At 71.6% G+C, this 11,853-nt stretch carries 11 protein-coding genes and 1 pseudogene; 7 read left to right on the top strand and 5 right to left on the bottom strand.

What is annotated here, in order from left to right; genetic code table 11:
* Window positions 1–125: 125 nt before the first annotated feature.
* On the bottom strand, window positions 126–1,076 hold the full coding sequence (locus KS423_RS24995) for a hydrolase (RefSeq protein WP_224282001.1): 951 nt from the start codon (window positions 1,074–1,076) through the stop codon (window positions 126–128).
* A gap of 237 nt (window positions 1,077–1,313) precedes the next feature.
* Here KS423_RS24995 and KS423_RS24990 point away from each other — a divergent pair, with 237 nt between their 5' ends.
* A complete protein-coding gene (locus KS423_RS24990; protein ID WP_224281999.1) occupies window positions 1,314–2,426 on the top strand; it encodes a HoxN/HupN/NixA family nickel/cobalt transporter in 1,113 nt (370 codons plus the stop codon).
* An 82-nt stretch (window positions 2,427–2,508) separates the two neighbouring features.
* On the opposite strand, the gene KS423_RS24985 is transcribed toward KS423_RS24990, so the two are convergent.
* Window positions 2,509–3,447: an SGNH/GDSL hydrolase family protein gene (locus KS423_RS24985; RefSeq protein ID WP_224281997.1), complete on the bottom strand. Its 939-nt coding sequence runs from the start codon at window positions 3,445–3,447 to the stop codon at window positions 2,509–2,511.
* A gap of 336 nt (window positions 3,448–3,783) precedes the next feature.
* On the opposite strand from KS423_RS24985, the gene KS423_RS24980 reads away from it, so the two are divergent.
* Complete coding sequence (locus tag KS423_RS24980; RefSeq protein ID WP_224281995.1) at window positions 3,784–5,439, top strand: FAD-binding dehydrogenase; 1,656 nt, start codon at window positions 3,784–3,786, stop codon at window positions 5,437–5,439.
* A 16-nt stretch (window positions 5,440–5,455) separates the two neighbouring features.
* Here KS423_RS24980 and lepB read toward each other — a convergent pair whose 3' ends face one another.
* Window positions 5,456–6,109, bottom strand: a complete 654-nt coding sequence (gene lepB / locus KS423_RS24975) for a signal peptidase I (RefSeq protein ID WP_224281993.1) — start codon at window positions 6,107–6,109, stop codon at window positions 5,456–5,458.
* Between the two features lie 196 nt (window positions 6,110–6,305).
* Between lepB and KS423_RS24970 the strand changes: the two genes are divergently transcribed.
* From KS423_RS24970 to KS423_RS24960, 3 genes are all read left to right on the top strand, one after another.
* Window positions 6,306–6,722: a (2Fe-2S) ferredoxin domain-containing protein gene (locus KS423_RS24970; protein WP_224281992.1), complete on the top strand. Its 417-nt coding sequence runs from the start codon at window positions 6,306–6,308 to the stop codon at window positions 6,720–6,722.
* Window positions 6,723–6,862: 140 nt separating this feature from the next.
* Window positions 6,863–7,117 (top strand): hypothetical protein, encoded by a 255-nt coding sequence (locus KS423_RS24965; protein WP_224281991.1) that lies wholly within the window; start codon window positions 6,863–6,865, stop codon window positions 7,115–7,117.
* Between the two features lie 198 nt (window positions 7,118–7,315).
* Entirely contained in the window at window positions 7,316–8,983 is a 1,668-nt protein-coding gene (locus KS423_RS24960; protein WP_224281990.1) for a metallophosphoesterase family protein, read from the top strand.
* Between the two features lie 42 nt (window positions 8,984–9,025).
* On the opposite strand, the gene KS423_RS24955 is transcribed toward KS423_RS24960, so the two are convergent.
* Window positions 9,026–9,358 carry a YnfA family protein gene (locus KS423_RS24955; RefSeq protein ID WP_224281989.1) on the bottom strand — a complete coding sequence of 111 codons (333 nt, stop codon included), beginning with the start codon at window positions 9,356–9,358 and terminating at the stop codon, window positions 9,026–9,028.
* 21 nt (window positions 9,359–9,379) lie between these two features.
* The gene (locus tag KS423_RS24950; protein ID WP_224281988.1) at window positions 9,380–10,594 is read right to left on the bottom strand and encodes a pyridoxal phosphate-dependent aminotransferase; all 1,215 of its coding nucleotides are present in this window, start codon (window positions 10,592–10,594) and stop codon (window positions 9,380–9,382) included.
* 97 nt (window positions 10,595–10,691) lie between these two features.
* Here KS423_RS24950 and KS423_RS24945 point away from each other — a divergent pair.
* Window positions 10,692–11,045, top strand: a pseudogene (locus KS423_RS24945) (winged helix-turn-helix transcriptional regulator); the annotation flags it as partial.
* 248 nt (window positions 11,046–11,293) lie between these two features.
* A partial coding sequence (locus tag KS423_RS24940) for an SGNH/GDSL hydrolase family protein (RefSeq protein WP_224281987.1) occupies window positions 11,294–11,853 on the top strand: 560 nt, incomplete at its 3' end.

The raw sequence follows: 11,853 nt of genomic DNA, 5'->3' as shown, positions 1-11,853 counted from the left end.
CGCTCGTACGGACCGGGGGGCCGCTCCGTACGAGCGCGCCGCGGGTGCCGGTATTCCGACAGTAGGGGAGGGAGCGGCCCATTTCCTGGTGAGATGAGGGGGGCCTGGCGAGGGCGCCCCGGCGGTCAGGCCTTGCTCAGCCAGGCGGTGGCGTTGAGGGCGAGGGCGGCGTCGGTGCCCGCCGGGTCGTCCCAGCCGTTGTACAGGGTGTTGCCGGACTGGCCGGTGCCGTCGTCGACCGGGGAGCTGTCGCCCCAGATCGCGACCCGGCCGGAGCCGAAGGTGCTGGTGACGAAGAACGCGCCGGTGTTGCCGCTGTAGCCGGTCCGGTAGACCAGGCCCTTGACGTTCGGGTTGTCGGCGGGCTTGAGGGTGAAGGTGGTGCCGTTGCGCAGGATCGAGCCGGTGACGGTGCCGAAGGGGCCGTGCAGCACCGGGTCGGTCGGGGCGTCGACCGCGCGCGGGTTGTCGGTGGTGATGTTGAGCAGGTCGACCGAGAAGCCGAAGGGGTCGTTGTTGTTCACCCCGTTGCTGGTCAGCAGGTCGTTGATGATCTTCGGGGAGTCCCAGCCGTCGTTGTTGCGGTCGCTGTTGACGTGGTCGGAGATCAGGAAGAGCCCGCCGCCGTTCTGGACGAACTTCATGATCGCGGTCTTCTCGCTCGTGCTGAACCGGATGTTGGGCTCCGGGATCACGAAGGTGTCGAAGTTGGCGAGGTCGAGTGCGGCACCGGTGCCGTAGCTGATGGTGGAGCCGGCCGGGAGGGTCTTCAGGCTGTACTGGCCGGTCTTCTGGAGGGCTACGCCCCAGGCGGACAGGGCGCCGGTCCAGCTCTTCTCGGTGGTGGGGTTGGCGTTCTGGGCCAGCGGGTCGGGCTGGCTGGTGCTGATGATCCAGTCGGCGTTGCCCGCGGTCTCGGCCTTGCTGTTGTCGAACAGCACCCGGTGCGGGGTGGCGCTGACCGCGGCGGCCTTGGCGGTGGTGGCGGGAGCGGCGGTGGCGGCGGGGGCGGTGAGACCGCCCGCGAGCAGCGCCGCACCGGCCAGGGTCGCGGCGGTTCGGATACGGATCGTCATGTGCCGTTCCTCCGTGGGGAGTTGATGGATCGGCGCCCGAGTTTTCGCGCGTAGAGCGAGAGTATCCGCGCGTAGAACGCGCAGTGAAAGCCCTCCGAGGTTACGAAGGCTTGTACGGGTCGTGACGATCTTCGGTGGCGGGGGGAGGTGAATCCGTAATTGCGCATGACTTGCAACTGCGTGCGTCAAGGCGGAAAGATGGCCCAGCTTCGACCGCCCGACCGAAAGGACACGACGATGACCGCCCCCCGCTGGCGCGACCGGCTCACCCGTGAGGAGTGGATCCGCCTGGCCGGAATGGGCGGCTTCATCCTCGCGCTGCACGTCATCGGCTGGTTCACCCTGCTCGCGCTGGTCGAGCCCGAGCACTACGACGTCGGCGGCCAGGTGTTCGGCGCGGGCATGGGTCTGACCGCCTACACCCTCGGGATGCGGCACGCCTTCGACGCGGACCACATCGCCGCCATCGACAACACCACCCGCAAGCTGATGGGCCAGGGCAAGCGGCCGCTGTCGGTCGGCTTCTGGTTCTCGCTCGGGCACTCCTCGATCGTCTTCGGCCTCTGCGCGCTGCTGGCCCTCGGCATCCGCTCGCTGGCCGGCCAGGTGGAGTCCGACGACTCGACGCTGCACGAGCTGACCGGCCTGATCGGCGTCACCGTCTCCGGCACCTTCCTGCTGCTGCTCGGCCTGATCAACCTGGGCGCCTTCAACGGCATCCTCAAGGTCTTCCGCCGGATGCGCGAGGGCGAGTACGACGAGGCGGAGCTGGAGCGTCAGCTGGAGCGGCGCGGGCTGATGAACCGCATCCTCGGCAGGGTCACCAGGGCCGTCACCAAGCCCTGGCACATGTACCCGGTGGGCCTGCTGTTCGGGCTGGGCTTCGACACCGCCACCGAGGTGTCCCTGCTGGTGCTGGCGGGCGGCGCGGCGGCCTTCTCGCTGCCCTGGTACGCGCTGCTCACGCTGCCGATCCTGTTCGCGGCCGGGATGAGCCTGCTGGACACCATCGACGGCTCGTTCATGAACTTCGCGTACGAGTGGGCCTTCTCCAAGCCGGTCCGCAAGATCTACTACAACCTGACCGTCACCGGGCTGTCGGTGCTGGTCGCGCTGGTGATCGGCTCGATCGAGCTGATCGGCCTGCTCGGCGAGAAGCTGGACATCACCAGTGGTCCGGTCGCCTGGATCGGCGAGCTGGACCTCAACTTCGTCGGCTACGCCATCGTCGGGCTGTTCGTGCTCACCTGGGCGGCGGCGATCGCCTACTGGAAACTCGGCAACGTCGAGGAGAAGTGGTCGGCCGGGTTGGCCTCCGCCTCCGCCTCCGCCTCGGGCGACTCCGAGTAGGACGCGCACGCAGCCGTGGGGCCGGTGACCGGGGTCTGGTCACCGGCCCCACGGGGCCTTCCGGGCGGGCTGCGGTGCCCCGCTACTTCAGCGCGGCGAGCACCGCCTGCGCCATCACCTGCTCACCGGTCGCGTTCGGGTGGAACGGCACGGCGGGCGAGCCGGGCAGCGCGCCCTCGATCCAGCGGTCGTCCGAGCAGACGTCGTGCCCGACGGTCGGCGTCGCGGTGTCCACGTAGGCCGCGCCGTTCGCGGCCGCGGTGGACTTCAGGGCGGCGTTCAGCTTGTCGAGCACGCCGTGCATGTACTCGACGTCGCCCGGGGTCACCGGTTGGCGCAGGATGCACTTCGAGCCGTCGGCGGGCAGCACGGACGGGTAGCCGACCAGCAGCACCTTGGCCCCGGGCGCCTTGGCGTGGATGCGCTTGAGGGTGTCGGCCAGCTGCGGGGCGATGGTGGTGCGGATCCGCTCGGCCAGGTCGTCGGTGCCGTACTGCCAGGACATGGTGCTCCAGTCCCAGTAGCCGTGGTGGTAGACGTCCTTGCAGGGCGTGCCGAACGGGTTGACGACGGCGCCGGCGATGCAGGTGGCGACCAGTTCGCCGAGGCCGAGGTCGCTGGCCGCGAGGTCGTTGCCGCCGATCCCGAGGGTGACCAGGTCCGTGTCGGCGCTCACCGCGTCCAGCTGCGGGTCGTTGACCCTGATGAAGGCGTCGTACTGGGGCTGCGTCATCGCCTTGATCTTGGCCGCGGAGCAGGTGACGTCGGTGTACGTGCCGGCCTTGAGGGCGGCGGCGACCAGGTGGCCGTAGTTGCGGTCGGAGCGCAGGCACAGGCCGGCCGACTGGCCCGGCACGCCGGCGCCGGCGGCGTAGGAGTCGCCGAGTGCCACGTAGTGCTTCGGTGCCGGGGTGGCGGCCTGGGCGGTGGTGGAGGTGAGCGCGAGCACGGCGCCGAGGGCGACGGCGGCGAGCGCGGTGGAATTCCGGAGGTGCCGGGATTTCCGGGCAGGGCGGAGCACGGTTCCTCCTGGGGGAGAGAAACGACGGGTGGGGGGTCGTGCCGAGCCGGGCCACAGCTACTCGCAGGTAAGTTACTGCCAGGTTTCCCGGGCGTCCATGGTTTGCGCGGAAATTGCCGACATTCCGCCAGGCCGTCCCTGATCGCATTTCGCATTTCGCTCCACCCGGTATCGCATGGGTATCGCCGGCATTTCCGAAACGGCCCGGAGCGGAATTCGCGCCGACGGTTGTCACCCACCGGTTGACCGGACGTCACCGCAGGCCGCAGTATCGGGCGCACAGCGACGGCACGCCCCGGGCGCGCCGCCACCGCGAGCCGCGACGGAGGACTGCGCATGGCCCTGGACGCCGACGTCATCGTCATCGGAGCGGGACTCTCGGGCCTGGCGGCCGCCGCCGAACTCGCCGACGCCGGACGGAAGGTGATCCTGCTCGACCAGGAGCCCGCGGCCTCCCTCGGCGGCCAGGCGCACTGGTCCTTCGGCGGCCTCTTCCTGGTCGACTCGCCCGAGCAGCGCCGGATGCGCATCCGCGACTCGCACGCCCTCGCCTGGCAGGACTGGCTCGGCACGGCCGGCTTCGACCGGGCCGAGGACGCCTGGCCGCGCCGCTGGGCCGAGGCGTACGTGGACTTCGCGGCAGGTGAGAAGCGGTCCTGGCTGCGCGCGATGGGCGTGCGGTTCTTCCCGGTGGTCGGCTGGGCCGAGCGCGGCGGTTTCCTCGCCGACGGGCCCGGCAACTCGGTGCCGCGCTTCCACATCACCTGGGGCACCGGGCCGGGCCTGCTGGAGCCCTTCGTCCGGAGGGTCCGCGCCGCCGCCGCGCGCGGCCTGGTGGACCTGCGCTTCCGGCACCGCGTCACCGGGCTGTCCGCCACCGCGGGCGCCGTCGACACCGTCACCGGCGAGGTGCTGGTGGCGAGCCCGGCGGGCCGGGGGGAGGCCAGCTCGCGCGAGGTCGCCGGGAGCTTCGAACTGCGTGCCCAGGCCGTGATCGTCACCTCCGGCGGCATCGGCGGCAACCACGATCTGGTCCGCAAGGCCTGGCCGGCCCGGCTCGGCACCCCGCCCGCCAGGCTGCTCTCCGGCGTGCCCGCGCACGTGGACGGATTGATGCTGGAGGTCGCCGGCCGGGCCGGGGCCAGCCTGATCAACGGCGACCGGATGTGGCACTACACCGAGGGCATCGAGAACTGGGACCCGATCTGGGCCCGGCACGGCATCCGCATCCTGCCCGGCCCCTCCTCGCTCTGGCTGGACGCGCGCGGGCGGCGGTTGCCCGTCCCGCTGTTCCCCGGCTTCGACACCCTCGGGACGCTGGAGCACATCATGTCCACCGGGTACGAGTACACCTGGTTCGTGCTCAACCAGCGCATCATCGAGAAGGAGTTCACCCTCTCCGGCTCCGAGCAGAACCCCGACCTGACCGGGAAGTCGGTGCGCGGCGTGCTCGGCCGCGCGCTGCCCGGCGCCCCCGGCCCGGTCCGGGGCCACCTGCGGCACGGGCGGGACTTCGTGGTCGCCGGCAACCTCGCCGACCTCGCCCGGGGCATGAACGCCAGGACCGACGAGCCCCTGATCGACCCGGACGAGCTGCGCCGCACCGTCGAGTACCGCGACCGGCAGCTGGCCAACCCCTTCGCCAAGGACCTCCAGGTCGCCGCCATCCACGGTGCCCGCCGCCACCTCGGCGACAAGCTCGTCCGCACCGCCGCCCCGCACGGCATCCTCGACCCGGGCGCCGCCCCGCTGATCGCCGTCCGGCTGAACATCCTGACCCGCAAGTCGCTGGGCGGACTGGAGACCGACCTGTCCTCCCGCGTGCTGCGGCCGGACGGCGAGGTGCTGGCAGGGGTGTACGCCGCCGGCGAGGCGGCCGGCTTCGGCGGCGGGGGCGTGCACGGCTACCGCTCGCTGGAGGGCACGTTCCTGGGCGGCTGCCTGTTCTCGGGCCGTACGGCGGGACGGGCGGCGGCGCGGGCGCTCGGGTAGTGGGGCGCGGGCCGGGTCACGAATCCCCTCGGCGGCGGGCCGCGCCGCCGGTGACGAGCGCGGCGATCAGCCCGCCGAGGGCGAGCAGCACCCCGAGCGCGCCCAGCACGACGGCGCCGGTGAGCTTCCCCGGCAGCCCGGGTGTGTCGGGCCCGCTGTGCCAGACCACCCGGTGCCCGGTGAGCGTGGCGAGGTCGACGGTGCCCTGCAACTCGTCCCCGGTGTCGACCCGGGAGTCGATCGCGCTCTCCCGCTGGTCGCCCATCAGGAAGGCCCGACCGGGCGGGACGGTGACGTCGAAGTCCAGGTAGCAGGTGTGGGCCTGGCGGGCCGGCGGTTCGTCCAGTGGCCGCCCGTTCAGCGTGGCCTGTCCGTTGGCGCAGGCGATGCGGTCCCCGCCGAGGGCCGCGACGCGGGAGACGACGAGGTGGTCGAGCATCCAGGGGGAGTCGACGAGGTAGACCTCGCCGCGCCGGACGTCGGCGGCCGCGACGCGGTCGGAGAGGATCCGGTCGCCCTCCCGCAGCTCCGGGCGCATCGTGCCGCCCGTCATCCGATGGACCGAGTAGCCGCCGGTCAGGACCACCGAGGCCCCGAGCGCCACGCACAGGATTCCGGTCACGGCCACGGCCAGTGAGACCCACAGGCCTCGGGCCCTTCGCTTCGGCATCCGTCCGTCCCTCTCCCCGGTCCCGCTCCTCCCCCGTACCCGCGCGGAGCTGTGCGCAGCTTAATCGGAAGGGTGAGTTCCTGTTGGGGGCACCCTCCTCCGGGTCCGACCCGTGGCCGGGGCGGTGCTGGGTGACGGGTACAGTGCGGAGGCCGGTGCGCAGTGCGCCGCCGACCAGGAGGGGTCAGGAGAACCGATGAGCCGCCGAGACCGCGACGGTGTCCGGGAGCGCAAGCGGGGCGCCGGCGCCCCCGTGACCGTCACCGTCTGCCGGGGCTGCTGCTGCGGCACCGAGGCGAAGCACCCCGGGGTGGACCACGCGGGCCAGTACGAGCGGTTGCGGACGGCGGTGGGCGCGGCGGGCCGGGTCCGGGCGGTCAAGTGCCTGGACGTGTGCACCCAGTCCAACGTGGTGGTGGTCGGCCCCTCCGCCGAGGGCCGGGCGGCGGGCGGCCGGCCGGTCTGGCTGGGCTTCGTGCTGATGGACGAGATGATCGACGAGATCGCCGCCTGGGTGCGCGCGGGCGGTCCGGGCCTCGCCGACCCGCCCGGGCTGCTCGACCTCCAGCTGATCTCGGTCTCCCGGCGGGTCCGCGAGGGCCTGCCCGACTGAGGCCGCATCCTCGGCTCTACTGACTGATCGTCGGATCGTATGCAGCCGGGGTGGTCCGAGGGCCTTCGCCACTACCATGACCGGTGGCATCGGGCCGTTCCGGACGGTGCCGAGCCGTCTGCGCGCGAGGGAGGAAGCCGATGACGACGGTCTGCCGCATCTGCGCGGGCACCGGCCGGACCGCCGGCCTCAGCTGCCGGACCTGCCAGGGCACCGGCACCACCGAGGTGGGCGGCGGGGGCGGCAACTGCTTCCTCTGCGACGGCACCGGGGTGTACGTGCGCTACCGGGTGGACGCGACCGGCGCCAAGCACGCCTACCGGGACGAGATCTGCCGCACCTGTGACGGCACCGGAAACCGGGCCGCCACCCACTGGGACGAGCCCTCGGGCTGACCGCGCCCGCCCGTCGCACCCACCCCGACGTCCACTCAGGCCGAGGGGCGGGCGGGGGCCATGATGCGGCGTCGACACGGTACGGACACGTCCTTTACCGAATCATGGTCGAACATTGGCGTTCGAATGGGCGGGACGCTGCGGCCCGTTCACCCGGCGTCCGTGCGCGATCAACGCGCCGCTGAAAGAGTCCCGCGCATGGATATCCCCAACATGGGCGTGCCGGCCAAGCTTGCCGACCGCATGAGCATGGCCGAGCAGCACGAGTACCTGCGGGCCCGCTTCTCCCGCCGCCGGATGCTGCGCGCCGGTGCCGTGACCGTGGGTGCCGTCGCCGTGGGTGGCGCGCTGGGCAACGGGACGGCCTTCGCCGCTCCGGCCGGCCCGCAGCTGCTGACCGGCGGCACGACCGACGGCGTCGACGGCTCGCTGGTCGCGCCGATCGGCCGTCACCTCCAGTTCGGCCCCGAGCCGGACACCCAGTTCCGCATCTCCTGGCAGGTCCCGGCCCCGGTCAAGAAGCCGTTCCTGCGCTTCGGCAAGACCCCGTGGGAGCTGAGCCACAAGGTCCAGGCCGAGGTCCGCGCGCTGCACACCCCGGCGCTGACCCCGAACAGCCAGCCGGTGGACCAGTACTACCTGCACGTGGCGCTGGAGGACCTGCACCCCGACACCACCTACTACTACGGTGTCGGCCACGAGGGCTTCGACCCGGCCTCGCAGCAGCAGATCTCCACCCTGCACACCTTCCGCACCGCGCCCTCCCGCGACCACCGCTGGGGCAAGGTGTACGAGCCGTTCACCTTCACCGCCTTCGGCGACCAGGGCGTCAGCTCGCACGCGGCCGGCAACGACCACATCATCAAGGCCCAGAACCCGGCCTTCCACCTGCACGCCGGCGACATCTGCTACGCCGACCCGGCCGGTTCCGGCACCGACCCGGACAAGTCCGTCTTCAACGCGAAGACCTGGGACGACTTCCTGGTGCAGACCGAGACGGTCGCCGCCGACATCCCGTGGATGGTCGCGTACGGCAACCACGACGTCGAGGCCTGGTACTCGCCGAACGGCTACGGCGGCGAGAACGCCCGCTTCTTCCTGCCGAACAACGGCCCGGACCCGCGCACCGTCCCCGGCGTCTACACCTTCCGCTACAAGAACGTCGGCGTGATCTCGCTGGACGCCAACGACGTCTCCTACGAGATCCCGGCCAACCTGGGCATCTCGGCGAACAAGCAGACCAAGTGGCTGGAGCGCACCCTCAAGGACCTGCGCAACGACGAGACCATCGACTTCGTCGTGGTCTTCTTCCACCACTGCGCCTTCTCCACCACCGTCGCGCACGCCTCCGAGGGCGGTGTCCGCGAGGCCTGGGTGCCGCTGTTCGAGAAGTACCGGGTGGACCTGGTCATCAACGGCCACAACCACATCTACGAGCGCACCGACGCGATCCTCGGCAACAAGGTCTCGAAGCAGGTGCCGAGCGGCGCCACCATCGAGCCGGCCAAGGACGGCGTGGTCTACGTCACCGCGGGTGCGGCCGGCCGCAGCCTGTACAAGTTCGACGTGCCGGACACCTACGAGGGGCACGAGAACCACCAGGACGAGGTCAAGACCTACTACTGGAGCAAGGGCCGGGTGAAGACCCCCGAGACCATCCAGTGGTCGCGGGTGCGCTACACCGGCTACTCCTTCATCAAGGTCGACGTGACCCCGAAGCACCTGGGCCAGAAGTCGGTGATGAAGGTCACCGCGCTGGCCGAGGACGGCACGCAGATCGACAACTACACGATCCTGCGCAAGGTCGGCGAGGGCTGGGACTCGAACCGGGACGACGACGGCCAGGGCGGCGGCTGGGGCTGGTAGTCCCAGAACGCACCCGGCGGGCCCCGGCGGTGAGGGAGGACCTCAACGCCGGGGCCCGTACATGATGACGGCGACCCCGGCCAGGCAGATCAGCGCGCCCAGCACGTCGTAGCGGGTCGGCCGGAAACCGTCGACGGCCATGCCCCACAGCAGGGAGCCGGCCACGAACACCCCGCCGTAGGCGGCCAGCACCCGGCCGAAGTGGCTGTCCGGCTGGAGGGCCGCGACGAAGCCGTACGCGCCGAGCGCCACCACCCCCAGGCCGGCCAGCCACCACGGCCGCTGCTCGCGCACGCTCTGCCAGACCAGCCAGCAGCCGCCGATCTCGGCGACGGCGGCGAGGACGAACAGGGCGATCGAGCGCAGGACGGTCATGGCCGCCCAGCGTACGTGCTGTCAGCTCTGCCGGTAGGTGGCCAGGAAGCGCCCGATCCGGTTGACGGCCGTCTCCAGGTCGTCGGCCCGGGGCAGGGTGACGAAGCGGAAGTGGTCCGGGCGGGGCCAGTTGAAGCCGGTGCCCTGGACGACGTGGATCTTCTCGCGCAGCAGCAGGTCCAGCACGAACCGCTCGTCGTCGACGATCCGGTGCACCGCCGGGTCCAGCCTGGCGAAGGCGTACAGCGCCCCCTTGGGCTTGACGCAGCTGACGCCGGGGATCTCGTTGAGCGCCTTGACCGCGATGTCGCGCTGCTCGGTGAGCCGCCCGCTCGGCAGCACCAGGTCGTTGATGGACTGGTGGCCGCCGAGCGCCGCCTGCACGGCGTACTGGGCGGGCACGTTGGGGCACAGCCGCATGCCGGAGAGCATGGTCAGGCCCTCCAGGTAGTCGGTGGCGTGCTGCCGGGGCCCGGAGACGACCAGCCAGCCGCTGCGGAAGCCGGCCACCCGGTAGGACTTGGAGAGGCCGTTGAAGGTGAGGGTCAGCACGTCGTCGGCCAGGGCGGCCAGGCAGTGGTGCTCGGTGCCGTCGTAGAGGATCTTGTCGTAGATCTCGTCGGCCAGCACCATCAGGTGGTGGCGGCGGGCCAGGTCGAGGATGCCCTCCAGCAGTTCCTTCGGGTAGACCGCGCCGGTGGGGTTGTTGGGGTTGATGACGACGATCGCCTTGGTGCGGGCGGTGATCTTGGCGGCGATGTCGTCCAGGTCCGGGTACCACTCGGCCTCTTCGTCGCACAGGTAGTGCACGGCCTTGCCGCCGGCCAGCCGGACCGCGGCCGTCCAGAGCGGGTAGTCGGGCATCGGCACGAGCACCTCGTCGCCGTCGTCCACCAGCGCGGTGACGGCCATCTGGATCAGCTCGGAGACACCGTTGCCGAGGTAGACGTCGTTGACGGTGACGCCCTGGACCCCGCGCTGCTGGTAGTACTGCACCACCGCGCGGCGGGCCGGCAGGATGCCGCGCGAGTCGCTGTAGCCGTGCGCCTTGGGCAGGTTGCGGATGATGTCCTGGATGATCTCCTCGGGCGCCTCGAAGCCGAACGGGGCCGGGTTGCCGGTGTTCAGCCGCAGCACGCTGTGCCCGGCCTCCTCCAGGGCGTTGGCCTGGTCGACCACCGGGCCCCGGATCTCGTAGCACACGTCATTCAGCTTGCTGGACTGCCGAAACTCCATCTGCGGCCTCCCGACCGTCACCACCGCTCCGTTGCTTCAGCTTTGTTCTACCAAGTGTGTACTTGGAAAGTCCAACCTCTTGGCTATGCTGATCCACATGTCACGCCGAAGCTACGACCAGTACTGCGCCGTCGCCCGCGCCCTGGACGCGGTGGGGGAGCGCTGGAGCCTCCTGATCGTCCGTGAGCTCCTCGGCGGCCCGCGCCGCTACACCGACCTGCACGCCGACCTGCCCGGCGTCTCCACCGACATCCTGGCCGCCCGGCTCAAGCAGCTGGAGGGCGAGGGGCTGGTCACCCGCCGCCGGCTGGAACGGCCCGCCAGCGCGACGGTCTACGAACTGACCGGGCGCGGCCGCGAACTGCGGCCGGTCGTCGAGGCGCTGGGGGAGTGGGGCCTGGCCGCCCTCGGCGAGCAGCGGCCCACCGACGCCGTGCGGGAGCACTGGTTCACGCCCCGGAAGGCGGAGGAGGAGGCAGCGGTCGCGGCCGGCTGACGGCCGAGGGCGTGCCCGGAGGGACGGGCGGGGCGGCGGCAAGGCCCCCGTCGCCGACCGCCGCCCCGTGGCCTCAGGATGGCCCGGGCCGATGAACGAACACTCGACGGGCGATGAGCGCCGGGGGCCCGCGCGGCCCCGAACGGGCACGCACGTACGATCGTCGGACCGCGAAGCCATCTCAGGAGAGCGGAGGCCGGCCCGTGCCCACCCCCTACCGCAGCTACGTCGCCGTCGGCGACTCCTTCACCGAGGGCATGTGCGACGACCTGCTGCCGGACGGCCACCACCGGGGCTGGGCCGACCGGGTCGCCTCGGCGCTGGCCGCCGAGCGTTCCGACGGGGACTTCCGGTACGCCAACCTCGCCGTCCGCGGCAAGCTCATCGGCCAGATCCACGACGAACAGCTCGCCCCCGCCGCCGCGATGGGCGCCGAGCTGGTCACCCTGGCCGGCGGGCTCAACGACGTACTGCGCCCCGGCTGCGACATCGACGCGGTCGAGCGGCAGCTCGGCCGCTGCGCCGCCGAGCTGCGCGCCACCGGCGCCACCGTCGTGCTGTTCACCAGCACCGACCCCACCCGCCGCCTGGCGGGCAGTGCCCGGCTGCTGCCCGCCATCCTGCGGATGAAGGCCTTCGTCCAGGAGCTGGGCTGGCAGGACGGCTTCGCCGTGGTCGACCTGTTCTCCGCGCCTTGCTTCGACGACCGCCGGCTGTGGGCCGAGGACCGGCTGCACCTGTCGCCCGAAGGGCACCGCCGGGT

Source organism: Streptomyces sp. LS1784 (assembly GCF_020103755.1).
In the GTDB taxonomy this organism is placed as follows: Bacteria; Actinomycetota; Actinomycetes; order Streptomycetales; family Streptomycetaceae; genus Kitasatospora.
Note: the sequence above shows the minus strand (reverse complement) of the source record. Positions and strands in the feature narration are given on the sequence as shown.